This window comes from Nocardiopsis valliformis DSM 45023 (genome assembly GCF_000340985.1).
Classification (GTDB): domain Bacteria; phylum Actinomycetota; class Actinomycetes; order Streptosporangiales; family Streptosporangiaceae; genus Nocardiopsis; species Nocardiopsis exhalans.
The window spans coordinates 1-26,336 of record NZ_ANAZ01000040.1 but is presented as its reverse complement, the minus strand read 5'-3'; the positions used below and the strand labels follow the sequence as shown (position 1 = coordinate 26,336).

The window sequence follows — 26,336 nt, the reverse complement described above, 5'->3', positions numbered from 1 at the left end:
GTCCGGGGGGAAGCAAAAGCTTTCGAAATGTTTCCGATAGCTTTCGGGAAGGCTGACGCTAGGTTCTCCTGGCCCCCCACGTCAAGAGGCCTTTTGATTGCGAGAAGGTTGCGGTGTGAACCTCGAAAAGTTTCGAGATAGAATCCAGCGCAGTGGAGCATGGGGAACCGGGTTCCCCCTACGACGAGGAGGCACATGGCGAAGCGACGCCCCACCCTGGCCGAGATCGCTGGTGATGCGGGGGTTTCGGTCTCCACCGTCTCGAAGGTGATCAACGGTCACCTCGACGTCGCCGCCGATACGCGGCGCCAGGTGGAACGGCTCCTGGAACAGCACCGCTACCAGCCCAGGCGCCACCGGGAACGCCGCCCGGTCGGCCTGATCGACCTCGTCTTCCTGGACCTGGGCAGCCCCTGGGCGATGGAGATCCTCACCGGGGTCGAGGAGGTCACGCACGACGCCGGTTTCGGGATCGTCGTCTCCGCCGTGCACGACCGCAAACGCAGCAGGCCGGGCCGCAAGTGGCTGGACAACCTCCAGGCCAGGCATTCCGACGGCGTCGTCCTGGTGCTATCCGAACTCTCCTCCCAGCAGCAGGCCCAACTCGACGCCCTCGGGATCCCCGTGGTCACCGTGGATCCCGTCGGCGACCCCGCGCGCGAGGTCCCCGCGGTGGGCGCCGCCAACTGGGACGGCGGGCTCACCGCCACCGAGCACCTCATCGGCCTCGGCCACCGGCGCATCGCCATGCTCGCCGGGCCGTCCGACGTCATGTGCAGCCGCGCCCGTGTGGACGGGTACCGCAGCGCCATGCGCGACGCGGGGCTTGCGGTGCCCGACGGCTACGTCACCCACGGCGACTTCATGGCCGGGACCGGCAAGGACCTCACCGAGGCCCTGCTCGACCTGCCCGAACCCCCCACCGCGATCTTCGCGGGCTCGGACCAGATGGCCCGTGGCGCCTACGAGGTCCTGTACAAGCGCGGCCTGAGCGTGCCGGACGACGTCTCGGTGGTGGGTTTCGACGACCTCCCCGAAGCCAGGTGGGCCACCCCGCCGCTGACCACCGTCCGGCAGCCATTGCGCGACATGGCGCAGATGGCCACCCGCATGCTGTTCGACCTGATCAACGGCAACGAGCCCGAGACCACCAGGGTGGAGCTGGCCACCCGTCTGATCCAGCGCGACAGCACGGCCCCGCCCAAGGAGTGACTCCGGCCGGTGAGGGGCCGGAGGATTCCTTCCCGCTCCCCCGGGCCCGGGCGGGGCGGCCAGGTGCCTGCGGACCCCGGTGCGGTCCGCGCCCCGTGCGCCGTTGGAGTCCTCACCGCGTACACGGGGAGGCCGTGTCCAGGGGCGGTGGGAGTGCGGGTCTGTGGCGGGGAGAGCTGGGAAGACATCGGTGGCGTTCTGGGGCTGCTTCCTCTGCGTGTGGCTGCTCGCGTTCAGTGCTTCGTATGTCTACAACGGGGCCGCGTCCTTCTCCCAACAGCACTACCGGGAGCACCGCCAGGCCGAGAGGGGCCGCGGCGGGACCGAGGGCACGGCCGAGGGCACCTATCTCGGGACCCAGGAGAAGAAGGCGGGCAGGGGCACGTTGGTGGAGGAGACGTGCAGTGCGGACTTCGTGCCAGCTGACGGCGGGGACACGGTACGGGTGGTTCTCTACCTGCCGGGGGAGTGCGTGCCGGGGGAGGTTCGTGGTGGCGCTCGACTGGTGCCCGTGACGGAGAGCCGCTGGGATCCCACGGGCGTCGACGAGGCGCACGTCCCCGGCGCCAGGGACACGGGGCGCGAACTCGTGATAGCGACGGTGGCCGCCCTCGGTCAGCTGTCGGTCTCCGGTGCGGTCGTGATCTTCCTGACCGTCCAGGTCGAATTGTTCGTGACCGCGGTCAGGGACTGGTTCAGGAAGTGGTCTAGGCGGCGCGAGGCGCGGTCCCGCCGTTTTCCGTGCAGGGCGCGGGGCGAGCAGCGCGTCTGAGCCGCTCCTGGCGCCTCTTCCGACCGGTTTCCTGAGGTCCCGGGGCGGGGCAGGACTTCTCTGGGTCTTCCGGTGGAGTCGCCCGGCCGCTCGGGGCGCGCGGACGCCTGGGGCCGGTGGGTGGGTTCCCGGGGCGGGGAGGGGATCCCGGGGGAGGGAGAGCCCCGGGAACCCGGGAGGGCCGACCGGATCGCAGACGGTCGGCCCGGCTTTCGGGCTGGTTACCAGCTCGATTTGGTAACCCCGGGCAGCTCGCCTCGGTGGGCCATGTCCCGGAACCGGATCCGGGAGAGGCCGAACTTCCTCAGGTGCGCGCGCGGACGGCCGTCGACGGCGTCGCGGTTACGCACCCGGGTGGCGCTGGCGTCGCGGGGCTGGCGACGCAGCTCGGCGACGGCGGCCGCCCGCTCGGTCTCGCCGGTGTGCGGGCTCTTGATCAGCTGTTTGAGTTCGGCGCGGCGCTCGGCGTAGCGGGCGACGATCACCTTGCGCTGTTCGTTGCGGGCGATCTTGCTCTTCTTGGCCATCAGACCTTCTCCCCTCGGGCACGGATGTCGGCGACCACGCGTTCGATGCCGCGGGCGTCGATGACCCGCATGCCCTTGACGCTCAGCCGCAGCTTCACGAAGCGCTGTTCGCTGGGCAGCCAGTAGCGCTTGTTCTGGATGTTGGGGTCGAACCGGCGCTTGGTGCGGCGGTGGGAGTGGGAGATGGCGTTGCCGAAGCTGGGCGCCTTCCCGGTCACCTGGCATACACGGGACACGGTTTTTCTCCTCCTGTTCTGTGGTTTCTGTGGTGGTGTCGGTTCCTGCTCGCCGTGAGGTCAGCTCTGCTTGGTCGAGGACGGGTACGGCAGCAGGGCCATCTCACGGGCGTTCTTGACCGCCGCGGCGATCAGCCGCTGTTGGCGGGCGGTGACCCGGGTGACCCGGCGGCTGCGGATCTTGCCCTTCTCCGAGATGAACTTGCGGAGCAGGTTGGTGTCCTTGTAGTCGACGTGGTCGGCTTCGCCCAGAGGGTTGGCGAACCGTCGCGTGGTCGTGCGTGCCTTGGCGCGGTGGGTCTTCGGTGGCAAGGGAGTTCTCCTCCGATCGGTCTTGGGTGGTGCGGGGTGTCAACGGGGCTGGGATGCGGCTCAGATCGCGTCGGCGAAGGGGTCCTCGACCAGGGGGCGCCCGGCTTCGGCGTCGGTGAGCAGGCAGGAGTCGAGGATTTCCACGAGCCGTTCGGCGTCCAGGTCGACCCCGGTGAAGGCCAGGTGCTGGCGGCGGTCGCCGACCACCGGGTCCCAGTCCAGGAGGGCGGAGGCGCGGCGGGTCTCGGAGACCATGTCGAGGGCGGCTTCAGGCAGCGCGCCCAGCCAGGGGCCGGCGCTCTCCAAGAGCAGGGCATCGTTGTAGGCGTCCCAGACCAGGAGCGTGTCGGGCCTGCTGGCCAGCCAGATCCGGCCCCGCCCGCGCACTCCGGCAGCCACGATCCGCTCCAGGGACTCGTGCAGGCGGACCGGGTGCAGCGGGCGTTTGCGGGTCCACACGAGGGTGCTCACCCGATTGTCGGTCAGGTCCGTGTACTGGGCCCATGCCGGGTTGAGTCGGTTGGCGGCGCTCTCGGGGTCGAAACGGCCCTCGATGAGGGCTACCAGTCCGCCACCGGGCGGGATGACCACGGCGGCAGGGTTCAGGTGCTCGATGAGGGCCCTCGCCTCGTCGCGGTGGCGGGCCCCGTGCAGGGTGAGCACGGTGGGGTACTCGACCTGGTGGGTGAGGACCTCGGCGACGGTGCGCTCGTCTTCCACGGCGATGTCCAGTGACCGGTCGGCCAGGTCGTCGTGGCAGGACAGGTCCGGGAGCAGGCGCTCGGAGTCCACCGCGGTGACGACGGCGGCCAGACGCAGCTCAGTACGGGAGGCGACGATCTCGGCCACCGAGCGGGGCTCGACCCCGTCCCAGGTCTCCACCACGCACAGGGAGTGTTCGCCGCGTTCGGCCAGGTCCAGCAGGGTGGGGATCAGATCCTCGCGTAGCGTGCAGGAGGCGCACAGATGGTCCAGGTCGACACGGTGATGGCCGAGGGTCCCCCACCGGTCACGGGTGACGCGGTGGACGATGCCCTCGGCGATCCCGTCGAGGTCGTGGTGGATGGCGATGGACCCCGGCACATCGGTGATCAGGTCGTCCACGGTGCTGCGCCGGGCGAGCCGGTGCAGCCCGGAGACCACGACCACGCGCAGGGGTGCGGTCACTTCTTTCATCGGGGAAGACCCTCCCATTAATGAAAACGATAACCATTACCGTAACGCATGCGCGCGGCACTTGGGAACAGGGCTCGGCTCGCACCTTCCACAAGCGCCTGTGCCAGGGGCGCAGCGTTGGGAAACACCGGAGGCCCGCCACGTGGTCGGGCCATGGGAGAGCGCTCTGCCGAGGTCTTCCGAATCCCCGGAAACCAGGGCTGTCGGGCTCAGGCCTCGAGGATGCCGGCGTAACGCTCCACGGCGAACTCCCTGCCGGTGGTGTCCAGGGGCGGGCGAAGGCCGAGCCGTCCCATCAGCCGGGTGCCCCTGGCCAGAGCGACCTCCGCCCGCTCCCGGATCCATGTCTCGTAGCGGCCGGTCTCGGGCGCCACGCTGTCGATCACGTACGGGGCCACGGCCTGGGCCTCGCGCACCGAGGGCCGCACCGCGGCCTCATAGGAGAAGAAGGCGCGGTCATGGTCACCCTCCGCGGCCGCCAGCTCCCCGGCCAAGGCCAGAGCCCCCATCAGAGCCATCGCCGGACCCTGCCCGCTCAACGGGCCCGGGCCATAGGCGGCGTCGCCCACCAACACCACCCGGTTGTGCGCCCACACATCCATCCTGACCTGCGTCGCCGGGGCGATCTTGAGGTCGCCCTCACCCATGGCGCGCAGCAGTTCGGGCACCTTCCAGCCGTCCTGGTCGAAGAACTCCTCTACCAGCCTCTGGCGAGCGCTCCGATCCAGGGAGCCCTCGCGGACCGGGAAGTGGTCACGCATCAGGAACACCGCCTCGGCGCGGTCTGCGCCGGGCAGGGTCGTGACCACACAGCCCCGGTGCGGCCACATGTGCCAGGCCATGGCGCTGTCGGCGCCGAGGATGTTGCTGGTCTCGAAGACCGCCGTGTTGGCGCCCAGGTAGCGCAGGTGGTTCGCGTCCGGTCCGGCGAAGGCCAGGGCCCGGACCGGGGAGTGCAGCCCGTCCGCACCGACGACGAGGTCGAAGCGGCGGCCGGGTGAGTTCGCGAAGGTGACGTCCACGCCCTCCTCGTCCTGCTCCAGCGCGGTGACGGTGTCCCCGGGCAGGTGCTTGACCTGGCCGGTGTCGGTCCACTCCGCTTGTTCGCGCAGAGCACCGACCAGGTGGTCGTGACGGACGGTCAGGCACCCGGGTTCGCCGGGTACCCGCACCGGTTCCCGGCGTCCGCTGACGTGGGTGTGCACCTCCGCGACGGGGGCGCCCAGCGCGCGGACCGCCTCGCCCGCCCCCATCCGGTCCAGGAGGGCCATGCCCGGACCGGAGACCTCGACATGGGCACCCTTCGACCGTGCCCCCTGGGCGAGGTCGACGACGGTGGGGGCGAAACCCCGTCGGGCCAACCAGACGGCGAGCGCGCTTGCGGCCACACCGCCCCCCGAAACGAGGACGTTCCTGTTGCTGATGGGCACGCGAACCTCCGTGTGTGCGTAAGCCGTGGTCCTCCCGGTTTGCCCGCCACGGGCGTGCCTGCGGGGCGGCGCGCCGGTGGGGCGAGGGAGCCGGTCCGGATCAGGGCCCTTCGAGCATCTCCCGCTCGGCGCCCTGCCTGGCGGCAACGCGCCGTCGGAGGTGGGCCGCAGGCGCCGGAGAACTTCCCGGCGCGTGTTCCGCCGTAGCGTAACTGTACCTTCTGGTAGGTGGCGGTGTGCTGGAAGGGGGGCCTGTCGGCCGACGTTTACCGAGGGCTGTTCACCGCTGGGTGAGGTAGGTGTCCACCAGTGCGCGCAGGACCTCCGAGCAGCCGTGCTCCACTGTCAGGGTCGCGATGTCGTCGGCGCGCGTCGCGCCGCGGTTGAGGATCACCACCGGTTTGCCCTGACCGGCGGCGTGCTTCACGAACCTCCGCCCGGAGAAGACCGTCAGGGACGAGCCGACGACCACCAGCCCGGCCGCGTGGTCGACCATCGAGTAGGCCTCCAGGACGCGGGGCTTGGGTACGTTCTCGCCGAAGTACACGATGTCCGGTTTGAGAACCCCGCCGCAGGAGGAGCAGTCGGCCACCCGGAAGCGCTCGGTGGAGGCCAGGACGGCGTCGGCGTCCGGCGCGACCTCGACGTCGGCCACGTCGTCGGCGAAGTCGGGGTTGAGTTCGGTGAGGCGTACAGCCAGCGCCTCGCGGCTGGTCACCGCGCGGCATCCGAGACAGATCACCCGGTCGTAGCGGCCGTGCAGGTCGATGACGCGGGCACTGCCGGCCGCATCGTGCAGGGTGTCGACGTTCTGGGTGAGCACACCGGAGACCACCCCGGCGCGTTCGAGGTCGGCCAGGGCGCGGTGGCCGTCATTGGGACTGGTCTCCGCCACACGGCGCCAGCCGATGTGGTTGCGGGCCCAGTAGTGGCGTCGGAACACGGCGTCGCCGACGAACTCCTGGTAGGTCATGGGTGTGCGGGGCGGTGAGTCCGGGCCCCGGTAGTCGGGGATGCCCGAGTCGGTCGAGATCCCCGCGCCGGTCAGCGCCACCACCGGACCCGCGCCGAGGACCTCACGTACCCGGGCGGCGGCCTCGCTGGGGCTGTGCGCGTGGAGCGTGTTCGTCACGGTTCGAGGATATGTCGCGGTGCCGCGCCCCTTCCGATGGGGAGTGGCCACCGCCCACCAGTTCCGGGTGCTCTTGGCCAACCTGCTCTTGTTCCTCGTCCCGATCTCCGGACTGCTGGGGCCTGGTCCGGCGGTGGGAGTGGCGATGGCGGTGGTCCTCGCCCTGCCTCTGTGTGGTGGCACTGCGTGGTGGAACTGGTCGGCAACGCGCAGGTGGTTTCCGGGATAGCCCCGGTGGTTCTTCGGCGTACGATCCCGTCGGTGTGTACGTTCGCGCTCTGCTGCCTGGGGCTGTTTCCGGCGGATCGGCGGGAGGTCGCACGCCGTCGGTTGAACTCGACTGATCCCCTTCCGTTGTCATCGCGGTGACAAAAGCGGGAACGGGCTCCTGCGGCACGTGTCACTATGCGTTGCCCGCGGGAGCCCCAACCATGGTCAGGCGGCCAGCTGTTCCGACCTGCCGGCCGTTCCGACCCACCAGTTGCCCTGACCCGCCAGCTGTCATCCCCGTCAGGTGTCCGTGTAACAGGAGGTGTCCGTGACAGCGGACTTCGGGTACGCCGAGACCAACCCGCTCGCCCCCCTTCCGCATGAGGTCGCTGACCGGCTGCGACCGCACTTCGATTCCATGGTGGACATGGTCGTCCGGCGCATCCAGGAGAAGGTGCCCGAGTACGCCCGACCGGGCAACCGCACCTACCTCACCAACACCAGGGAGGCGGTCGAGGAGGGCTTCGAGGGGTTCCTCGCGCGGATCGGGGTCACCGCCCCGGCCGACGACGGCTTCCGTGAACGCTTTCGTACGCTGGGCGCGGGCGAGGCGCATGAGGGACGCAGCCTGGACAGCCTCCAGGTGGCCATGCGTACCGCCGTCGTCCTGATGTGGCGGCGGATCAGCGAGGTCCAGATGGCCGAGCCGGACGTGTTCCCGCAGCGGTACGTCGGCCCGGTGGCCGAGGCGCTGTTCCTGTTCCTGGAGGAGCTGGCCGGGGCGGCGACGGAAGGGTACAACCAGGCCCAGGTCCAGGTCGCCGGTGAGGTGCGGCGGCGCCGGGGCAGGCTGGTCGACCTGCTGTTGTCCGAGGCGGGGCCAGCTTCGGAGGCCGTCGCAGAGATGGCGCTGGCCGCCGACTGGCGACCGCCCGCCGCGGTGGCGGTCGTCGTTCTCGGGGGCCGTGATGTGGAGACCGCGCCGCCGGCCGCGCTGCCCTCGGACGTGTTGAGCGACTTCAACCGGATCGAACCCCGCCTGATCGTCCCCGACCCCGATGGGCCCGGTCGGATGCGTACCCTGGGCACGGCGCTGCGGGGCTGGCACGTCGCGGTCGGCCCGACGGTGTCCGTGACCGAGGCGCCTTCCTCCCTGGCCCGGGCCAGGGAGACGTTGTCCCTGGTCAACGCTGGGATCATCCCGGGGAAACAGATCGTGCGCTGGGCCGACCACCTCATCACCGCACTCCTGTTCCGCGACGAGGAGCTGATGCGGGAGATGGTCGCCCGCAGGCTGGCCCCGTTGATCGAACTGCGCAGTGTGCAGCGGGAGCGACTCGCCGAGACCCTCCTGGCCTGGTTGCAGTGCGGGTTCAACGCCAAGCAGGTGGCGCAGAAGCTGCACGTCCACCCGCAGACCGTCCGGTACCGGCTGCGCCAGCTGGAGGAGCTCTTCGGTGCCCGCCTGTTCAGCGCGGACTGCCGATTCGAGCTGGAGGCGGCTCTGCGGGTGCGGGTTCTGACCGGTTGGGAGGAGTCGGAGCCCCGTACCGGCGACGGTACGGGGCCCGTGGGCTGAGCACACGTCACGGTCACCCGGCGCGCCCGTGGTCAGGGAGAGCGTGTATGCGCCCGGTGGTCAGCAGGTGCTGTTCACCGGCTTGCCGGCGAAACGATCGCCCATCCACTTGTGGGCACCCGGGTTGTCCAGGTACAGGCTGGCGACATGCGGCCCGGAGAAGGTCCGCTTCCACTGCACCTCGACACCGGCCGCGCAGTAGGTGTCGCGCAGCTCCTCGGCCTGGCCGATCGGGATCACGTCGTCCAGGACCGAGTGGTACAGGTAAAGCGGCACAGTGGGCGTGCTCTCGCCGGGCTTGTTGGCCGTCAGCCGCTCCTGCCACTCGGGTGAGTTCAGCAGGTCGGAGGTGAACGCCTCGTCCATGCTCCGGAACATGCCCTTGGGCACGGCGTCGACCACGCACCGGTTCCGGACGTCGTCGAACAGGGTGGCGCCCCTCTCGGTGAGGTGGTCGTCGAGAGACAGTTCGGGGTAGGCGGAATTGTACCCGTGGGTGGCGAAGGCCAGGAGGGAGAAGTACGGGCCGCCGTCGAGGTTCTCCGCGACCGGGTTGAGATCGGCGGGTACACCGCCCGCGGCCACACCGGTCAGGGGGAGTTCGGGCGCGTACTCGGGATGCATCTGGGCGGCCCACACCGCGGAGCTGCCGCCCTGGGAGAAGCCGGTGACACCCATCGGGGAGGTCTCCGGCAGCTGGGCTTCGGGCAGGCGGGTCGCGGCGCGCAGGGAGTCCAGCACCGCCGCCCCCTGGGAGTGGCCGACCATGAACGTGTGGTCGCCGGAGGTACCCAGGCCCTGGTAGTCCGAGATCGCCAGGGCGTACCCGTCGTCGACGACGCGCTCCATCAGGGAGGCCTCGTACTCCAGGCCGTGCTCCAGGCCGATGGAGGGGGCGCAGTGGGCGCCCAGCCCGTGGGTGCCGATCGCGAAGGCGACGAGCGGGCGTTCGCCCTCGCCCGTCCACTCGGCGTGCGGAACCATCACGGTGCCGCTGACCGCCATGGGCTCGCCGAGTGCGTCGGTGGACAGGTACATGATCCGCCAGACGTCGGCGGGGAAGTGGCCGACCTTCAGGGCGTCGGTGTAGGCGTCGGCGGGTTCGGCCCTGATGATGTCGCCGGGTTGCCCCTCGGGTAGCGGGCTCGACGCCTCGAAGAACTCCTCGTCCTCGGCGCTGAGGTGTTCGGGGCCGGGTTGTTCGATCTGATCCCACAGTGCCTGGGATGAGGTCGCGTCCGAGAGTTCTTCGGTGCTGAGGAGTTCGGTTTCGGTGTCGCTGTCGCGTTCACCGAAGGGCGCGGCCACGAAGAGTCCGGCGGCGAGTGCTCCGACGGTACAGGTCGCGGCCGCCCGAACCCTGAATCGGTTCGGTGTCCTCGACCGGCGGCGCCGGTTGCGGGGTGTTCTGCTCACGGGGTGTTCCTGCTTTCTCCGGGGGTGGTGCCGCACCATGTGTGCGGTGCGTCACCCAGAGAATGCGGGCGGAGTGGGGCGGTCACTATTGGGTGTGTTGCGCGACTCTGATCGGTGAATGCTCACTTCGGAGTGGGTCGGTCAGGGCTGGTACCCGGAGGCCACGGCTGTGAACTGGGCGAATGCTGGTGCGCTCCGAGGCTCCCGGAGCCCCGAGATCCGCGGGGCGCCGCGAGCGGGTCAGGCGGTGTGCACGATGCGGAAGGTCTCGGCCAGTCGGCCCGCGGGCAGTCCGGCCTCGGCGGCGTTGGCGGCCATCCACTGGCGCACCATCGGCTCCAGTTCGGTGATGTCCCCGATCTGGCTCTCGTGCGCCGCCAGCGCCGCCATCTTGCGCTCGAAGACGTCGGTGATGTCCGAGGGGTGGTGTGGCTTGGGCCCGCCGACGACCCACACCTGGGCGACCGTCCACGGGGCCAGTCCCTCCTCGGTGAGGAGTTCGCGGTGTGCGTGCGGGTTGCGCGCGTCCGGGAAGACCGCGTTGATCGCCGCCTCCCCGGTGGCCATGTGGTCGGGGTGGCTGGCGGCGATACTGTCCCAGTCGCGTTCGGGGCTGAGGGTGACCACGCGTTCGGGTCGGACCTGCCGGATGACCCGGGCGATGTCGCGGCGCAGGTCGAGGGAGGACACCACCCTCCCGTCCGGGTGCCCGAGGAAACGCACGTCCTTGACCCCGACCTCGGCGGCGGCCCGCCGCTGCTCCTCCCTGCGCATCGCCGCGATCTCCGAGCTGTCCAGGGTGAGCTCGTCCCCACCCGCCTCGCCGTCGGTGACCATCAGGTAGACCACCTCGGTCCCGGCCTCGGTCCACAGCGCAACGGTCCCGGCACAGGAGAAGTCGGCGTCGTCGGGATGGGCCATCACGACCAGTGCGCGTTCGGGCGCGTCAGCCACCGGAACTCCTTTCACAGCGGGCCTTCCCGCGGGGTTGAGGTCGTCCACCATCGTATGAACCCCTCCAGGCGCCCGATGCCGCACCCGGGCCTCACCCGGACAGCAGAGCGAAGACCTCTCGCACGTCGGTGACGGAGTGGTCCGGTGCGGGCAGCTTCTCGGGCCAGGGGCGTCCGCGATCGATCCAGACGGTGCGCAGCCCGGCCCCTCGGCCGCCGACCACGTCCGCCGTCGGACTGTCGCCGACCATCCACCCGCCGCCTTCGAGCGGTGCCCCGCACCGCCGCGCCGCGATCTCGAACAGCCGCCGATCCGGTTTGCGGACCCCCTCCGCACCGGAGACCGCCCACGCGTCGACGCGCCCGGCGACGCCGCTGTGAGTGAGGGTTCGGCGCTGGATGTCGGCGAAACCGTTGCTGACCACGCCGGTGCGCCAGCCCGCCTCCCGAAGCGCGTGGAGCCCCTCCAACACACCGGGAAAAGCGGGGATGAGGGCCGGGTGGCGTTCCCGGTAGCGGGACCACAGCTGTGCCACGGAATCCTTCAGCGCGTACCGCTCCCGGACCTGCGAGAAGAAGTCCTCCTTGGGCACGAGCCCGTCGCCGTCGGCCCGTTCGATCCACGGGACCTCCTCTCCGGGGATCCCGTGTTCGGCACAGAACTCCACCGCCCAGGAGCGCAAGCCCTCCGCGCGGTCGGCGAGGGTGTTGTCAAGGTCGAAGAGCACGAGGGGAGCCACTCGCCGACCCTAGGGCATCCCAGGTGGACACTGACCGGGCTTCCCGCGGCGCTTCCTGCGCTCCTTGGCCTTGGTCTTGCGGGCGCGCCTGCGCTCGACCTCCGCTCGGGCGGCCTCCGGGCTGCGAACCCACGCCGGGGGACGGTCGCGCAGCTGACTGACGTGGGTCCAGTTCCAGGCCTTTCCCCGAAGCCGCCGCAGCTGGGTCACGGTGTCGACGGGCAGGCCGAAGAGTTCCGCGACGGTGGTGTCGGTACACGCCAGCGCGTGCTCGGCCTGGTGCAGGACGCGGCGTTCCTCCTCCTCGCGGCTCCGGTGCGCGGCCTGTTCCGCTTCCGCGGCGACCAGAGCGGCACGTTCGCTCAACAGCCACTCGGGCGGGTTCTCCGCCCAGGCCGCCACCGTGCTTGCGGGCAGGTGACCGGCCAGCTCCTCGGGCTGGTCGCAGGTGGAGCCCGGGTACACACCCAGCCTGCGCCAGACCTCGTCAGGGTCCACCAGGGTGTCGAGGGCGGCTCGGGCGCGTTCGGTGACCCCGTCGAGAACGGCGGCGTGTTCGGCGGTGGTGAACCGGCAGTCGTGGACCAGAGCGGTGACGTGCTCGGCCTCGGGGACGTGGACGAACGGGTGCAGAAAGGCGGGGAGACGGTCCAGGCCCTCCGTCAGGCCCGCGGCGTGGGCCACTACCTGGGTGGCGGGGGAACCGGGAGCGGGTTCGAGGGCGTACATGTCCAGGCGGGCCCGCGCGGCGCGTTCGCGGTTGCGGGCCCTGGTGCGGGCTGCCTTGCGCGCGGCCTCGGAGCGCCCGACCGCTGTGACTGCCTCCCGGAGAACGATGTCGGCCCGCACATGCGGGATGAGGGCGTCGACGTCGGCGGCCCGGTAGTAGCGCACGTCGAGGATTCGGCCGTACTTGCGTACCTGGGTCTGCGACACGGGCTGGAGTCCGGTTTCGGCGGCCACGCGGGTGAAGCGGTCCCGGGAGACGGAGAGCCGCCGGGCGGCCTCGGTGGCGTTGAGGCGGTGCTCGGCCGCCAGGCGGAGGCGGAAGGCCCGGGGATCGGCCAGGGCCGCCTCCACCGGGCCGACCTCGAAACGGCGGTCGGGAAGACGGGGGAGCAGGCCGGTCTGCGCGGCCAGTTCGACCTCCCAGACGGCCAGTGCCAGCTCAGCGCGGACCCGCTCCCGCCCCCACCCGGCCCGTTGCTTCGAGGGAGGGCGCTGCTCAGCGTTTTCGGGCAGAGGGTTTTCGTGTAGGGGGCCTTCGTGCATGGGGTCTTCGGTCATGACGCCGAAGGTAACCGGGGGTGGTGACAGAAGCGGTGGGAGTCGTTACAGAGCGAGACCTGTGGCGTCGTGTCGGGGTCGCCGGTCAGAGTTTGCGGGCGACCGCGCCGTACATGTCGGTGTCCGGGGTGTTGCCGACGTCGACCGGCTCCGGACGCCACAGGGGGCTGGGGCCGATTCCGGGTTCCAGCAGTTCCAGGCCCTCGAAGTAGGACGCGAACTCCGCCAGGGTGTGCCCCCGGTAGGCCAAGGCGGCCTCCTTGTTCCACTCGTCCAGGGCGTCCGCGGCGCTGCCCTCCTTCGGCAGGACCGCGTCGGCCACCACCAGGAAGCTGCCGGAGGGCAGCCCTGCCAGGTAGGCGCGGACGATGTCCACGGCCTCCTTCAGGGTGGGGATGTGGCCGAGGGTGCCGATGATGGACAGCCCCACCGGCCGGTCGAGGTCGAGGAGCTTACTGGCCCGGGCCAGAACCTGATCGGCGTCGCGCAGGTCGTGGTCCACGAACTCGGTGGCGCCCTCCGCGGTGCCGGTCAGCAGCGCGCGGGCGTGGGCGAGCACCATAGGGTCGTTGTCGACGTAGACGACCCGGGAGTCGGGTGCGGCGGCCTGGGCGATCTCGTGGGTGTTCTGGTGGGTGGGCAGCCCCGTCCCGACGTCCAGGAACTGCCGGACGCCCTCCTCACGGGCCAGGTGGGTGATGGTGCGCACGAGGAAGGCGCGGCCCGCGCGGGCGTCGACGGCGATCTTGGGGTGAATGTGCAGGATCTGGTCGCCGAGTTCCCGGTCGACGGGGTAGTTGTCCTTGCCGCCGAGCCAGTAGTTCCAGACGCGGGCGGAGTGCGGGGCGGAGAGGTCGACGCCTTCGGGGAAAGAGGGGGTGCTCATGTTGGTCCGATCCGAGCTGGGGGGCTGGGCGGGACCAGTCTGGCCGACGAGACTTGCGTTCGCAAAGCCCTTCGCCGATGCCGATATTCGTTCGGAAACGCCTGCTGCGTAAGGTTTTGCGTGTTCTGGCTGGTGGGGTCGGGTTGTGGTGCCGGGAGGCGCCCCGGGCGGTGCCGTCACCGGCGGCCGCCCGGGGCAGAGGGCTTTACGGACTACCTCAGCCCAGGTGCACGATCAGGTCGCCGCCCTCCACGCGCTGGACGCCGTCGACGGCCACCCGGGAGACCACACCGGCCTGCGGGGCGGTGATGGAGGCCTCCATCTTCATCGCCTCGATCGTGGCGACCGTGTCACCGGCCTTGATCTCGTCACCCACGGCCACGACTGGGGTGACCACGCCGGCGAAGGGCGCCGCGACCTGGGCGGGGTCGTTGCGGTCGGCCTTCTCCGCCTCGGGGACGTCCGAGGTCAGCGACCTGTCCCGCACGTGCAGCGGCCGGAGCTGGTCGTTGAGGGTGGTCATGACGGTGCGCATTCCGCGCTCGTCGGCCTCGCTTACCGCCTGGAGGCCGATGAGCAGACGCACACCCGGCTCCAGGTCCACGACGTGCTCCTCGCCCTCGCGCAGACCGTAGAAGAAGTCCTTGCTGTCCAGCACGCTGGTGTCGCCGTAGGCGGCGCGGTGCGACTCGAACTCCTTCGTGGGGCCCGCGAACAGCAGCCGGTTCAGGGTGGCGCGCGGCTCCTCGGCGAGCCCGGCGCGGTCCTTCTCGCTCAGCTCGGCGGTGGCCCGGGGCTCACCGCGCCCGCGCAGCGCCTTGGTGCGGAACGGCTCGGGCCACTCGCCCGGAGGAACCCCCAGCTCGCCGCGGAGGAAGCCGATCACCGAGTCCGGTACGTCGAACCGGTCCGGGTCCTTCTCGAACTCCTCGGGGGAGACCCCCGCGCCCACCAGGTGCAGGGCCAGGTCGCCCACCACCTTGGAGGAGGGGGTCACCTTCACCAGCCGGCCCAGCATGCGGTCGGCCGCGGCGTACATCGCCTCGATGTCCTCGAAGCGGTCGCCCAGCCCCAGCGCGATCGCCTGCGTGCGCAGGTTGGACAGCTGACCGCCGGGGATCTCGTGGTGGTAGACCCGGCCGGTCGGTGAGGCCAGGCCCGCCTCGAAGGGCGCGTACACCCGGCGCACCGCCTCCCAGTACGGCTCCAGCTCGTTCACCGCATCCAGGGACAGCCCGGTGGGGGTGGCCGAGTGGTCGAAGGCGGCCACGATCGCCGACAGCGACGGCTGCGAGGTGGTACCGGCCATGGACGCCACGGCGCCGTCCACCGCGTCCGCGCCAGCGTTGACCGCTGCCAGGTAGGTGGCGAGCTGACCGCCCGCGGTGTCGTGCGTGTGCACGTGGACCGGCAGGTCGAACTCACTGCGCAGCGCGCTGACCAGCCGGGCGGCGGCCGGGGCGCGCAGCAGCCCGGCCATGTCCTTGATCGCCAGCACGTGCGCGCCGGACTCCACGATCCGCTCGGCCAGCTTCAGGTAGTAGTCCAGCGTGTAGAGCTTCTCGGCCGGGTCGGACAGGTCCGCGGTGTAGCACAGCGCCACCTCGGCGAGTCCGGTGCCGGTCTCGCGCACCGCGTCGATCGCCGGGCGCATCTGCTCGACGTCGTTGAGGGCGTCGAAGATCCGGAAGATGTCCACACCGGTCGCGGCGGCCTCGCGCACGAACGCGTTGGTGACCTCGGTGGGGTAGGGCGTGTACCCGACCGTGTTGCGGCCGCGCAGCAGCATCTGCAGGGCCACGTTGGGCACGGCCTCACGCAGCGCGGCGAGCCGCTCCCACGGGTCCTCGGCCAGGAAGCGCAGCGCCACGTCGTAGGTCGCGCCGCCCCAGCACTCCAGGGAGAGGAGTTCGGGCAGGGTGTGCGCCACCGCGGGCGCGGCAGCCAGCAGGTCCTGGGTGCGCACCCGGGTGGCCAGCAGCGACTGGTGGGCGTCGCGGAAGGTGGTGTCGGTGACCCCCAGGGTGTCGGACTCGCGCAGCCAGCGCGCGAACCCCTCGGGGCCCAGTTCGGTCAGGCGCTGCTTGGACCCGGCGGGCGGGTCGCCCTCGGGGACGGCGGGCAGCTTGGCGGTCGGGTCGATCAGGTGCGGGCGCTCACCGTGCGGCTTGTTCACCGTCACGTCGGCCAGGTAGGTGAGCAGGCGGGTGCCCCGGTCGGCGGAGGGGCGCGCGGTCAGCAGCTGGGGACGCTCCTCGATGAACGAGGTGGTCACCCGGCCCTGACGGAAGTCCTCGTCCTCCAAAACCGCCTGGAGGAAGGGGATGTTGGTGGAGATGCCGCGGATCCGGAACTCGGCCACCGCGCGCTGGGCGCGGCTCACCGCCGTGGCGAAGTCGCGGCCCCGGCAGGTGAGCTTGACCAGCAGGGAGTCGAAGTAGGCGCTGACCTCCGAACCCGCCGCGGCGGTCCCGCCGTCCAGGCGGATGCCCGAGCCGCCGGGGGAGCGGTAGGCGCTGATCGTCCCGGTGTCGGGCCGGAACCCGTTGGCCGGGTCCTCAGTGGTGATGCGGCACTGGAGGGCGGCGCCGTGCAGCACGATCGCGTCCTGGGACAGGCCCAGGTCGGCGAGGCTCTCACCGGAGGCGATCCGGATCTGTGACTGCACGAGGTCGACGTCGGTGACCTCCTCGGTCACCGTGTGCTCCACCTGGATGCGCGGGTTGAGCTCGATGAACACGTGCTGGCCGTCCCGGCCCACCAGGAACTCGACCGTGCCCGCGTTGCGGTACCCCAGTTCCTGAGCCAGCCGCACGGCGTCCTGGCACATGCGCTCGCGCAGCCGCGGGTCGAGGTTGGGCGCCGGGGCCAGCTCCACGACCTTCTGGTGGCGGCGCTGCACCGAGCAGTCGCGCTCGTACAGGTGGATGACGTCTTCGCCGTCGGAGAGGATCTGCACCTCGATGTGGCGCGGGTCCACCACGGCGCGCTCCAGGAACACCGTGGGGTCGCCGAAGGCGGTCTCGGCCTCGCGCATGGCGGCCTCGATGGACTCGCGCAGGGCGGCGCGGGTGTCCACCCGGCGCATGCCCCGGCCGCCGCCGCCGGCCACGGCCTTGACGAAGACCGGGAAACCGATCTCCTCGGCGGCCTCGACCAGTCCGTCCACGTCGGTGGAGGGATCGGTGGAGTCCAGGACCGGGATGCCCGCCCGCTTGGCGGCGGCGATGGCGGTCGCCTTGTTCCCGGTCAGTTCCAGTACCTCGGCGGGCGGTCCCACGAAGGTGATGCCCGCCTCGGCGCAGGCCCGCGCCAGGTCGGGGTTCTCCGAAAGGAAGCCGTACCCGGGGTAGACGGCGTCGGCGCCCGCCTCCCGCGCCGCGCGGACGATCTCGTCGACCGAGAGGTAGGCACGGACGGGGTGCCCGGGTTCGCCGATCTGGTAGGCCTCGTCTGCCTTGAGCCGGTGCAGCGAGTGGCGGTCCTCGTGGGGGAAGACGGCGACGGTGCGCGCCCCCAGCTCGTGCCCCGCGCGCAACGCGCGGATGGCGATCTCACCGCGGTTGGCCACCAGTATCTTCTCGAACATGCCGGATGCCTCCTGGCTTCGGTCGTGCGCTTGTGGCGTGACCGGCGCCGTTGCCGGTACTGCCCGGTGTTGCGGGTGGCCGTGTGCCCGGGCGTCGCTCACAGGGAGTGATGCCCGGAGGTGGGGCCATGGGAACCCTAACGAGAGGGGCCGGGGGCATGTGCGGTTGGGGTTGCCCGCAGGGGGCCGCGCGGTTCCGTTCGGTTCCGGGATATTCGTGAGGAATCCGCGCAGTTCAGGCAGTCCAATTTCGGAGAACACGGTGGAGGGCACAGCGGAGAACACAGTTCAGAAGAACGACCGGCGCTCCCGTTCGGCCCGCTCGGTGTTCCGGGCGATCCACCGCAGCCCCCACCACTGGGTCGCCACGACCGCGGTGTAGCAGGGCAGCGCGATGAAGGTCAGGGAGAGCAGCACGTTGTGCGAGGCGGTGTTGGACAGCAGGTATGAGGTGGCCGGGGCGAGCGCTGCCACCGTCACCACTGCGAGGAACACGGCCATCGGGTACATCTTGTCCGGCCCAGGCGTGGCGCCGGACGAGCGCGCGGCTCTCGGGGACACACAACAGGTGGGCGCTCACCCCGACCCCGTAGGTGCCGAACACGGCCACCACCACGGGGATCAGCGCCGCCCCGGTCACCGTGAGGGCCGGGCCTGACATGCCCGAGGGCAGGGCGCCGACCACCAGGGACCAGGAGACGGCCAGGCCTGCGCTGCCGGTGAAGACCATGGCGTCGCACCCCGCACGCCAGCGGTCGGTGGTTCCGCGGGCCCGGAACCACACCCCGGCGTCACGGACGACCCAGCTGGTGAGCAGGGCGAGGACCAGGGGGTACAAGGCGCTGAGGACCTCGCCCTCCACGTATGGGTAGACCCCGAACATCAAGCCGCCCACCGCTACCAACCACACCTCGCTGAGCAGCATCACCGGTCCGACCCGGGACACGAGCCGGCGGCGGTACCCGGCGGTCCGGCCCAGGAGGGGCAGGCAAAGGCCCACACCGATGACGGCGCCTTCGAGAAGCACGTAGCGGCTGTTCGCCCGCTGCTCCTCCGGTCGTCGGCGCCAGCGCGGTCCCGCCCGGAGCGGATGCCCCGCGCGGACGGGATCACGGCAGATTGTATTGTTTCGAGCACTCTCCAAAGTTGGCGACATGCCCGCCGGGAGCGGAAGCGCGGCTCCTGTCAGAGCGCCGGGGGAGCGCTCTCCCCGAAGGCCGAACGGAGCGCCTCGGTCTGTGCCCGGTGGAACTCGCGGGACAGGTCCACCTGGGGCATCGCCGCCTCGAATCCGTGGAAGGCCCCCGGTACCACGGCCGTCCGGCAGGGCACCCCGGCCGCCCGCAGACGTTCGGCGTACGCCAGGTCCTCGTCGTGGAAGAGGTCGAGTGTGCCCACCCCGATCCAGGCAGGGGGCAGGCCGGACAGGTTCTCGCGCCGGGCGGGGGCCGCGTAGGGGGAGATGTGTTCGCCCCCGGGTTCCTCGCCGAGATAGGCGCGCCAGGCGTACCGGTTGCTGCTCACCGACCACAGCCGGGTCGGGAGCCGGTCCAGGTCGGTGCGCAGTGCGGTGCGGTCGTCCAGCATCGGGTAGACGAGCAGCTGGAAGACGGGCTCGTGGCCGCCAAGGTCATGGCACATCAGGGCCAGGGCCGCGGTGATGCCACCGCCCGCACTGGCCCCGCCGATCGCGATCCGGCCGGGGTCGACGCCCAGCCGGTCGGCGCTGTCCACCGTCCAGGAGAGGGCGGCATAGGCGTCCTCGACCGGAGCCGGGGCGGTGTGCCGGGGCGCTTTGCGGTACCGGAGGGAGACCACGGTGATGCCCAGCTCCCGTGCGAACTCGATGCTCCCCCGCTCGTCCTGCACCGGACTGCCGAAGAGGTACCCGCCGCCGTGGGTCCACAGCAGCGCGGGGGAGGGCGTCGTCAGCGAACGGGGACGGTAGACCCGAAGACCGAGCGGCGGCGCTCCCTCGGGGCCCGGGACGGTGTGCTCCTCGAGCGAGAGGTCAGCGGGCGCCGGTCCCGGTCGCATACGGTCGGTGAGCCGTTGGGCCAGCCGTGCCGTGCGCGGCCCGAAGGTCGGTGTGGGCAGGAACCGGGCGCGAGACAGGTCGGGGTGCAGCGGGGACATCGGGTTCCTCGGATGGTGGCGGAGGGATGAAACGGCGGATCCGTCCGGGCCCGCCGAACGAAATCGGCCGGGCCTGAGCCGACAGGAGCGGGCGGCTGCCGGAAGAGCGCTCTTCGGGGAGCGGACTTCCAGGTGGGAGAGCGGCCCCCCGCTTTTCGGCGCGTGATCCCCCCCACACACAGGAGAACTCCTCCGCGGCCGGGGACGTTCCCCGGCCCCGGAACCGTGCACCGGGCTCCGGGGCCGGGAGGGGTCGTCAGCGTCGTGGACGGGGGTGCTTCGGCAGTACTACGACCGGCACGGTCGCCGTGTGCAGCACGCCCTGGCTCACCGAACCCAGGAGCAGGCCTCGCACGCTGCCCCGCCCCCGGGAACCGACCACGATCAGGTCCGCGGACGCCCCCGCCGCCACGATGGCCTCGGCGGGGTCCTTGCCACTGCGCAGGACGGAGACCCCCACGTCCCGGCTCTCACCGTCGGTCACCTGTGCCAGCATGTCCGCGACCATCTCCTGGGAGCGCTGGTCCAAAAGGTCGTCCGGGGGCGACCAGCCGCCCCGGGCCAGGGACTCGGAGTCGAACGGCAACGGCACCTGCCAGCTGTGTACGACCACGACCGAGCCGTCCTCCACCCGTGCGGCCTCCCTCAGGGCGAAGGCCAACGCACGCCGGGAATTGTCGGAACCGTCCACGCCGACCACGATCCGGCGCGGCGGATCAGAGGGCTTGGTCCCCGCGGTACCGGGGACCACCGCCACCGGGCAGTCGGCCCGCGCCGCCAGCCTGACGCTCACCGAGGAATCCAGCGCCGAACGCGCCGCGCCCAGACCGCGCGAACCCACGACCAGGAGGTCTTCCGGTGAGCTTCGACGCAACAGCGCCGTGGCCGGGTCCTCCAACGCCAGGACTTCCTCCACCCGCAGTTCCGGGTGCGCACCGTGCACGTGCCCGGCCGCCTCCGTCAGGACCCGACGGCCCTGCTCGGTGACCTCCTCCGGCGGCGGGAACCGGGTGGGTCCCGCGTAGACGGACATCACCAGCGGCATCGCCAGCGCGTACACCACGTGCAGCGGCCAGCCGCGTCGCTCGGCCTCCGCCGCAGCCCAGAGCAGGGCGGCGGCGGCCGTCGGTGACCCGTCGATCCCCACCGTCACCTTCGGTTCGACCAACTCGTGCTCCACCATCGACAACTCTCCTCGGTCAGCCGTCAGCGCTGTGGACCCTGTGGTCCGCTCAGCAGTCTTGCACCAGAATCGCTGCGCTCCCAGTAGGGGTACGGGGAGCGGCCTCCGGCCTGTCCTTTCCATGACCTACGGCCCTGCGAAACGCGGGCGTCCGTCTCTGCCCCGGAGCGCCGCCCGCTTCTAGGATCAGGGACAGGGCGTGCACGAGTGGGGGAGGAAGAATGGTTCCGCGAACACGTGCGGCCGTCGTCGCCGCTTTCGACGGCTCACCTTCGAGCGAGCGGGCTCTGGACTGGGCCGCGGATGACGCGCGGCGGCGAGGGCTGCCCCTCCGTGTCGTCTACGCCTTCACCTGGCCGCTCCATCACGCGCTGCCCCGTGGCCTGCCCGGGTTCGACGTCGATGAGTACGCGCGCCGCGTCATCGACCAGGCACGGCAGCGGGCGGTGGAGCGCGTGCCCGAACTGGAGGTGGAGGCCGAGTACTTCACCGCCGACCCCGAACCGACTCTGCTGCTCGAGACCCACAGGGCCCACACGCTCGTCGTCGGGGCCGGTCGGATGAAAGCCGTTGACACGGTGCTGCCGGGCTCCATGGCCATGGAGCTGCTGGTCGCTGCCTCGTGCCCGGTCGTCGTGGTACCCGACCGTGAACCGGGCCCCGCCCACAGACGTGTCATGGTCGGTGTCGACGGCTCCGCCGACGCCCGAGCGGCCGCGGAATGGGCGTTCACGGCGGCCGACGCCCGAGGGGCGGTACTGCGCGCGGTCTCGACCGCCCCGGTGCGGGAACACGGCCGCGAGGAAGCGGGTCCGGGTGTTCCGGAGCCGCTGGCGCGGGCACGCCGGACGCTGTCGGAGGTGGTCTCCGATGTGCGCGGGCGCTGGCCGCGGGTACGGGTCGAAGAGGTCGTTGAGGCGGGACACCCGGTGCAGGTGCTGTCCGCGCTGTCGCAGGACTGCGACCTGACGGTGGTGGGCACGCGCGGCCGGGGCGGTTTCGCGGGGCTGCTGCTGGGGTCGGTCAGCCGGAGCGTGATCTCGCACAGCCGCTGCCCGGTGGCCGTGGTGCGCGCACCACGGAAGGCGTGAGAACCGCCGGATCCGGTATCGGTCCGACCTGCGCGGCCGAAGCGACGTCCGGGAGCCGCCTCTGCCCGGGCCCGCCGTCCGCCCGGTAACGGACCCCCGGGTCATCCCGGCGCCGTACGGCCCGCCAGGTCGGCCAGTACCGCCGCGGCGGCCCGCTCACCACTGACCATGGCGCCCTGGATGGAGGGGGTGTCGCGGTGGTCGCCGGCTACGTAGACACCCTCTCCCAACCGCACCGGGAGCCGGAGGTACCCCTGCGGCGCGGGCGCTGAGGGCAGGGCGTCCGGTATGTGCACGGTGCGTACGTGCTCCCAGTGGCCGTGGTGCGTCCCCAGGACGCGGGCGGCCTCGGCGCGCACCACGGCCTCGTCCGGCTGCTGGGACCCTACGACGGAAGAGGCGATGAGCGACCTTCCCGGAGGGGCGTAGGAGGGTGCGGTGGCGGTCATCACCATCACCCCGGACAGCCGGAGCCCGCCGCTGCCGGTGCGCCCGTCGACGTGCAACAGCGGGTCCTCGTGGGCGGTGACGGGCCGGGTGTGGAAGTAGGTGGTGGTCGCGTTGGTGTCCGTTGCGTCCAGGTCGGGGAGGAGCCGCCGGGCCTGGGACGGGCCCACCGCCACGAGGACGGCGCGCGCCCGCACGGCGGACCCCTCGGCCTCGACCCGGCCGGGGGCCACCGAGCGCACCCGGGTGCCCAGGTGGATGGACGCTCCCGAAGCGTTGCGTGCCAACTGCTCCGGAACGGCCTGCATCCCAGCGGCCGGGACTGTCAGGGCACCCCGGACGAAGGAGCGCCAGACCAGGTCGTTGACCCGGCTGGACGTCGAGAGGTTCTCATCGAGGAAGACACCTCTCAGGAAGGGGCGCACCAGGGTGTCCACCGCGCGCTTTCCCAGGCCCCGGCGCCGGAGTTCGGTGAGTATGTCCGTCTCGGGGCGCTGCTTGAGGCGCTCGGCGGGCAGTAGCGCGTTCTCCGCGACCATACCCACGAGACGGAACAGGTCCGAGGCCCGGACGGTGTCACCGGAGAACAGCGACAGTGCGGACAGGGCACCCGAAGGGGAGGGGGCCAGCCTGAGCAGCCCCCGGTCGGTGCGCACGGCCATCCCCTTGGGGAAGGCCGCAAGGTCCAGCGCCTCCAGGTCCAGACGACGGCGCACGGCGGGATAGCCGGTGTTGAGGACCTGGAATCCGCGGTCCAGGACATAGCCGTCCGCCACGGTGCCGCCGACCCGGCCGCCCACTCTGTCCTCAGCCTCCAGGACAGCCACGTCCAGCCCCGCGCCCGCGAGGTCGGCCGCCGCCACCAGGCCGGCCGGCCCCGCCCCCACGATCACGACGTCACAGTTGCGCGGTAGCTCGGTCATCGCACCAGCCTACGCAAGCGGTTCCCGCCCGCCGGGCCGAATCGCCCGGGCACCGAGGGTCGGCCGGCGCCGCCCCCGGTCATCGCGGCCAGGCCTCCCGGCGCCAGGCGGCGTCCCAGAACATCCACTCGTAGTTCGTGGCCCGCACGAACGCCTCGCGCATCCGCGCCACCGTCGCCTCACCCGCACCCTCGGCGAGCCGGTCGGCGATCGCCTTGACCTGTTCGGTGGACCTGGCGAACTCCTCGTCGCCGTAGGTGGCGATCCACTCGCCGTAGGGGTGCTCGGCGAGGTCCCCGGCCTTGGCCATGAGCCGCTCCCCGACGTCGGTGTAGACCCAGAAGCAGGGCAGCACCCCGGCCACCAGTTCGGGGTAGCCCTGGGTGTGCGCGATCGAGAGCACGTAGGAGGTGTAGGCGGTGCAGGTCGGTGAGGGCCGAACGTCCTCCCCGATACTGCCCACGCTGCCCTCGTGCAGCGAACTCTCCACCATGATCGCGCCGTGCGCCGCCTTGGCGAAGAACGCGATCTCGTCGCTGGTCTCGGCCTTGGCCGCCGCCGAGGCCAGAGCGCGCGCGTATCCGCGCAGGTAGAGGGCGTCCTGGATCATGTAGTAGTCGAACCGTTCCCGGCTCAGACTCCCGTCCCCGATCCCTTGGACGAACGGCAGGACATCAATGGCGTCTCGTGTCGACGCGGTCTCCTCCCATACCCGGGCACAGAAACCAGTCATCAGGCGATCCCTTCGCTAGCACGATCCAGAGCAGGTTCGACGGGTGTGATCTCAGCCCCGGCCGTTCGCCGGGGCACCCCGTGCCTGCGCCGGACCCTACCGGCTCCGCTCCGGCGCAAGGAGTTCGGGGCGAGTCCGGCCTCCCCCCCCCGGCCCCAGGGACTACCCCGCAGGCGCAGGGACGAGGACCACCCCGGGCCGGTCGAGGGCGTCGATGCCGGACTACCCCCGCAGACGCGGAGACGGGCAGCACCTGCCGGACCACCCCGGTCACCAGGGGACTATCCCCGCAGGCGCGGGTGTCCAGCGTCATGGGACTTGATCTGAGAAAGGTCTTTGACCAGCAGCGGATCATCTGTTCCGGCGCGGTCATGATGAGAGTCCGACAATCGGTCAGCTCTTTTTCGCTGCCCGTCCCGAACATGAATCGTTCGCAAGAGCCGCTTCTGCTCGCGGTAACCAGCACGACCAAAGGGCCTCGCGTAACTTCCGCGCGGCCGGGTCAGTGAGGGGACCCCGTCCACGGCGCCGTCCCCGCGGGCCTGGGCCAGCCAAGATGAGGAAGGCGGCGGCGCTGTGCCGGTACTTGTCGCGAGTGGACGCACCCAGGCCGGTGGTCGAAGCCAGTTGGTCGGTGAGGGAGGCGAGCTCGCCCGCCAGATCCTGAGAGAGGTCGTAAGTGTGCCGCGGCCGCCCGGTCCGTGTGTTTCCAGAAGTCCATGGTCACCTGCTTCCTTTCGGACACGCCTCACCCACCGCTGATTTGCCCCTGACACGGGTGTCAGGTTCTAACGTGGCCAGGCGCTCCGTGCGCCAACGTGCGCACGGACGCCGGACGGCCACCACGAGGAAGAGGAGCAGACGATGTCGTCTCTGGGGATTATCGGAAGCGGGAACATCGGAACCGCGATCGCGCGGCTGGCGGTCGCGGCGGACATCGACGTGGTGATCGCCAACTCACGGGGTCCGCAGAGCCTGACCGGTCTGGTCGAAGAGCTGGGGCAGCACGCCACCGCCGCCACCGTGGAGGAGGCCGCCCGTGCGGGGGAGGCGACCGTGCTCAGCATCCCGCTGACCGCCTACAGCGCTCTACCCGAAGGACTGCTGCGCGGGCGGACGGTGCTGGACACCGGCAACTACTATCCCTTCCGCGACGGTCGCATCGCCGAACTCGACTCCGAGGAGATGACCACGACCGAACTCGCCCAGCGGCTCCTGCCCGGCGCCCTGCTGGTCAAGGCCTTCAACAACATCATGGCCCACCACATCCCCCAGCTCGCCCGCCCGGCCGGGGCCGCCGACCGCAGCGCCCTGCCCATCGCCGGTGAGGACCCCGGCGCCAAGGCCCGGGCGGCCGCGCTGATCGACCGACTCGGCTTCGGCACCGTCGACGCCGGAACTCCGGCCGAAAGCTGGCGCTTCGAACCCGAGTCCGATGCCTACACCCGGATCTACCTCGCCGATCCCGAGGTGCCGCCCGAGCAGATGATGCAGGCCCCGGCCGCTCCGGTCTCGGCCGGGGAGCTGTGCGCCGCCCTGGAGGGGAGCCGGCGGGTGAAGGTGGCCGAGCGCACCTTCTGACCAGGCATGACGGAAGGCCTCCGCCGCAGAACCGGCGGAGGCCTTCATACGTACCCAGGGCACTCCGGCAGGGACACCGGCGGCGGCCGTGCGGGAAAGCTCGGTTGAGTGACTGTGGTTTGTCCGCTCGGTCCTGAAACGGCCCTCGCCCCAAGTCCCCGCTCACGCCTGTGGGGTTCACCTGCTTGTTGGCGAGGAGGCCCGGGCGTTCACGCCCGGGAGGAATCGCCTTGCCCGCTGAACCATGAGCGCAGGCGGCAGGCAGTGGGTTTCAGGGGAGTTTTGTGGTTTGGCCCCGCGGGCGGGGGTGGTGTCGTTAGTGTGTTCGATCATGAAGGTGGTCGTGCGCGTCAAGTTGTTGCCCTCGCCGGTACAGGCGAGGGTGCTTGAGGCGACCCTGCACACCTGCAACCGGGCGGCGAACCACGCTTCGCAGGTGGCCCAGGACAGCGGGGCCCGGCACAAGTACGCCCTGCAGGAGAAGGTCTACCACCAGCTGAAGGCCGAGTTCGGTCTCTCGGCGCAGCCCGCGGTGCGGGTGATCGCCAAGGTCGCCGACGCCTACACCACCCGCCAGGCCAACCTGGAGGCGGGGAACCTGGGGAGTAAGGGTTCACCCAAGCGCGAACAGGTGGAGGCCACCCCGATTGCTTTCCGTCCGGACGCCGCCCAACCCTTCGACGACCGGTGTGTGTCCTGGCGGATGGACGCCCGCACCGTCTCGATCTGGACGGTGTCGGGACGGTTGAAGAACCTGGGCTTCACCAGCTCCCCGGACCAGCTCA

At 71.0% G+C, this 26,336-nt stretch carries 21 protein-coding genes, 3 pseudogenes and 1 riboswitch; of the genes and pseudogenes, 6 read left to right on the top strand and 18 right to left on the bottom strand.

The window, feature by feature from the left end; genetic code table 11:
* The first annotated feature begins 195 nt into the window (after window positions 1–195).
* Window positions 196–1,212: a LacI family DNA-binding transcriptional regulator gene (locus D457_RS0126990; RefSeq protein ID WP_017583798.1), complete on the top strand. Its 1,017-nt coding sequence runs from the start codon at window positions 196–198 to the stop codon at window positions 1,210–1,212.
* Window positions 1,213–1,402: 190 nt separating this feature from the next.
* Window positions 1,403–1,984, top strand: coding sequence for a hypothetical protein (locus D457_RS33535; protein ID WP_017583797.1), 582 nt, complete (start codon window positions 1,403–1,405; stop codon window positions 1,982–1,984).
* Window positions 1,985–2,205: 221 nt separating this feature from the next.
* Here D457_RS33535 and rpsN read toward each other — a convergent pair whose 3' ends face one another.
* The 6 genes from rpsN to D457_RS0126955 form a co-directional block, all read right to left on the bottom strand.
* The gene (gene rpsN, locus D457_RS0126980) at window positions 2,206–2,511 is read right to left on the bottom strand and encodes a 30S ribosomal protein S14 (protein WP_017583796.1); all 306 of its coding nucleotides are present in this window, start codon (window positions 2,509–2,511) and stop codon (window positions 2,206–2,208) included.
* On the bottom strand, window positions 2,511–2,747 hold the full coding sequence (gene rpmB, locus D457_RS0126975) for a 50S ribosomal protein L28 (RefSeq protein ID WP_026117076.1): 237 nt from the start codon (window positions 2,745–2,747) through the stop codon (window positions 2,511–2,513). Before rpmB ends, rpsN begins: the two co-directional genes overlap by 1 nt.
* 60 nt (window positions 2,748–2,807) lie before the next feature.
* Window positions 2,808–3,059: a 30S ribosomal protein S18 gene (gene rpsR / locus D457_RS0126970; RefSeq protein WP_017583794.1), complete on the bottom strand. Its 252-nt coding sequence runs from the start codon at window positions 3,057–3,059 to the stop codon at window positions 2,808–2,810.
* 60 nt (window positions 3,060–3,119) lie between these two features.
* Window positions 3,120–4,235 carry a CobW family GTP-binding protein gene (locus tag D457_RS0126965; protein WP_017583793.1) on the bottom strand — a complete coding sequence of 372 codons (1,116 nt, stop codon included), beginning with the start codon at window positions 4,233–4,235 and terminating at the stop codon, window positions 3,120–3,122.
* 209 nt (window positions 4,236–4,444) lie between these two features.
* Window positions 4,445–5,665, bottom strand: coding sequence for an FAD-dependent monooxygenase (locus D457_RS0126960; protein ID WP_017583792.1), 1,221 nt, complete (start codon window positions 5,663–5,665; stop codon window positions 4,445–4,447).
* Window positions 5,666–5,945: 280 nt separating this feature from the next.
* On the bottom strand, window positions 5,946–6,797 hold the full coding sequence (locus tag D457_RS0126955; protein WP_017583791.1) for an NAD-dependent protein deacetylase: 852 nt from the start codon (window positions 6,795–6,797) through the stop codon (window positions 5,946–5,948).
* A gap of 538 nt (window positions 6,798–7,335) precedes the next feature.
* Between D457_RS0126955 and D457_RS33530 the strand changes: the two genes are divergently transcribed.
* The gene (locus D457_RS33530) at window positions 7,336–8,586 is read left to right on the top strand and encodes a PucR family transcriptional regulator (RefSeq protein ID WP_017583790.1); all 1,251 of its coding nucleotides are present in this window, start codon (window positions 7,336–7,338) and stop codon (window positions 8,584–8,586) included.
* 60 nt (window positions 8,587–8,646) lie between these two features.
* On the opposite strand, the gene D457_RS0126940 is transcribed toward D457_RS33530, so the two are convergent.
* The 10 genes and pseudogenes from D457_RS0126940 to D457_RS0126895 form a co-directional block, all read right to left on the bottom strand.
* Window positions 8,647–9,894 carry a lipase family protein gene (locus tag D457_RS0126940; protein ID WP_017583789.1) on the bottom strand — a complete coding sequence of 416 codons (1,248 nt, stop codon included), beginning with the start codon at window positions 9,892–9,894 and terminating at the stop codon, window positions 8,647–8,649.
* Between the two features lie 348 nt (window positions 9,895–10,242).
* Entirely contained in the window at window positions 10,243–10,956 is a 714-nt protein-coding gene (locus D457_RS0126935) for a PIG-L deacetylase family protein (protein WP_026117073.1), read from the bottom strand.
* 91 nt (window positions 10,957–11,047) lie between these two features.
* Window positions 11,048–11,695 (bottom strand): HAD family hydrolase, encoded by a 648-nt coding sequence (locus D457_RS0126930; protein ID WP_026117072.1) that lies wholly within the window; start codon window positions 11,693–11,695, stop codon window positions 11,048–11,050.
* A gap of 9 nt (window positions 11,696–11,704) precedes the next feature.
* Window positions 11,705–12,982 carry a hypothetical protein gene (locus tag D457_RS0126925; protein WP_026117071.1) on the bottom strand — a complete coding sequence of 426 codons (1,278 nt, stop codon included), beginning with the start codon at window positions 12,980–12,982 and terminating at the stop codon, window positions 11,705–11,707.
* Window positions 12,983–13,067: 85 nt separating this feature from the next.
* Window positions 13,068–13,868, bottom strand: a complete 801-nt coding sequence (locus tag D457_RS0126920) for an SAM-dependent methyltransferase (protein ID WP_017583785.1) — start codon at window positions 13,866–13,868, stop codon at window positions 13,068–13,070.
* 217 nt (window positions 13,869–14,085) lie between these two features.
* On the bottom strand, window positions 14,086–17,457 hold the full coding sequence (locus D457_RS0126915; protein ID WP_017583784.1) for a pyruvate carboxylase: 3,372 nt from the start codon (window positions 17,455–17,457) through the stop codon (window positions 14,086–14,088).
* 288 nt (window positions 17,458–17,745) lie between these two features.
* Window positions 17,746–17,958: a hypothetical protein gene (locus tag D457_RS37325; protein WP_017583783.1), complete on the bottom strand. Its 213-nt coding sequence runs from the start codon at window positions 17,956–17,958 to the stop codon at window positions 17,746–17,748.
* A gap of 115 nt (window positions 17,959–18,073) precedes the next feature.
* A pseudogene (locus tag D457_RS37850) lies at window positions 18,074–18,613 on the bottom strand (cytochrome d ubiquinol oxidase subunit II); the annotation flags it as partial.
* A 29-nt stretch (window positions 18,614–18,642) separates the two neighbouring features.
* The gene (locus D457_RS0126900; RefSeq protein WP_017583781.1) at window positions 18,643–19,593 is read right to left on the bottom strand and encodes an alpha/beta hydrolase; all 951 of its coding nucleotides are present in this window, start codon (window positions 19,591–19,593) and stop codon (window positions 18,643–18,645) included.
* A 256-nt stretch (window positions 19,594–19,849) separates the two neighbouring features.
* Entirely contained in the window at window positions 19,850–20,776 is a 927-nt protein-coding gene (locus D457_RS0126895) for a universal stress protein (protein WP_017583780.1), read from the bottom strand.
* A gap of 221 nt (window positions 20,777–20,997) precedes the next feature.
* Between D457_RS0126895 and D457_RS0126890 the strand changes: the two genes are divergently transcribed.
* A complete protein-coding gene (locus D457_RS0126890; RefSeq protein ID WP_017583779.1) occupies window positions 20,998–21,867 on the top strand; it encodes a universal stress protein in 870 nt (289 codons plus the stop codon).
* 101 nt (window positions 21,868–21,968) lie between these two features.
* On the opposite strand, the gene D457_RS0126885 is transcribed toward D457_RS0126890, so the two are convergent.
* Window positions 21,969–23,237, bottom strand: coding sequence for an NAD(P)/FAD-dependent oxidoreductase (locus tag D457_RS0126885; protein WP_017583778.1), 1,269 nt, complete (start codon window positions 23,235–23,237; stop codon window positions 21,969–21,971).
* 79 nt (window positions 23,238–23,316) lie between these two features.
* Complete coding sequence (gene tenA, locus D457_RS0126880; protein ID WP_017583777.1) at window positions 23,317–23,970, bottom strand: thiaminase II; 654 nt, start codon at window positions 23,968–23,970, stop codon at window positions 23,317–23,319.
* A riboswitch (TPP riboswitch) is annotated at window positions 23,960–24,061 on the bottom strand. Its footprint overlaps the gene before it by 11 nt.
* A gap of 770 nt (window positions 24,062–24,831) precedes the next feature.
* Here tenA and D457_RS0126875 point away from each other — a divergent pair.
* Together D457_RS0126875 and D457_RS0126870 are read left to right on the top strand one after the other, a co-directional pair.
* Window positions 24,832–25,551: pseudogene (locus D457_RS0126875) on the top strand (NADPH-dependent F420 reductase); the annotation flags it as partial.
* A gap of 331 nt (window positions 25,552–25,882) precedes the next feature.
* Window positions 25,883–26,336 (top strand): annotated as a pseudogene (locus D457_RS0126870) (RNA-guided endonuclease TnpB family protein); the annotation flags it as partial.

Excerpts from the sequence above, each read along its gene's own strand:
- D457_RS0126900 (WP_017583781.1), bottom strand. The coding sequence starts at position 19,593 with ATGTCCCCGCTGCACCCCGACCTGTCTCGCGCCCGGTTCCTGCCCACA.
- D457_RS0126925 (WP_026117071.1), bottom strand. The coding sequence starts at position 12,982 with ATGACCGAAGACCCCATGCACGAAGGCCCCCTACACGAAAACCCTCTG.
- D457_RS0126920 (WP_017583785.1), bottom strand. The coding sequence starts at position 13,868 with ATGAGCACCCCCTCTTTCCCCGAAGGCGTCGACCTCTCCGCCCCGCAC.
- D457_RS0126890 (WP_017583779.1), top strand. The coding sequence starts at position 20,998 with ATGGTTCCGCGAACACGTGCGGCCGTCGTCGCCGCTTTCGACGGCTCA.
- tenA (WP_017583777.1), bottom strand. The coding sequence starts at position 23,970 with ATGACTGGTTTCTGTGCCCGGGTATGGGAGGAGACCGCGTCGACACGA.
- D457_RS0126895 (WP_017583780.1), bottom strand. The coding sequence starts at position 20,776 with ATGGTGGAGCACGAGTTGGTCGAACCGAAGGTGACGGTGGGGATCGAC.
- D457_RS0126965 (WP_017583793.1), bottom strand. The coding sequence starts at position 4,235 with ATGAAAGAAGTGACCGCACCCCTGCGCGTGGTCGTGGTCTCCGGGCTG.
- D457_RS0126885 (WP_017583778.1), bottom strand. The coding sequence starts at position 23,237 with ATGACCGAGCTACCGCGCAACTGTGACGTCGTGATCGTGGGGGCGGGG.
- D457_RS0126990 (WP_017583798.1), top strand. The coding sequence starts at position 196 with ATGGCGAAGCGACGCCCCACCCTGGCCGAGATCGCTGGTGATGCGGGG.
- D457_RS0126915 (WP_017583784.1), bottom strand. The coding sequence starts at position 17,457 with ATGTTCGAGAAGATACTGGTGGCCAACCGCGGTGAGATCGCCATCCGC.
- D457_RS37325 (WP_017583783.1), bottom strand. The coding sequence starts at position 17,958 with ATGGCCGTGTTCCTCGCAGTGGTGACGGTGGCAGCGCTCGCCCCGGCC.
- rpsN (WP_017583796.1), bottom strand. The coding sequence starts at position 2,511 with ATGGCCAAGAAGAGCAAGATCGCCCGCAACGAACAGCGCAAGGTGATC.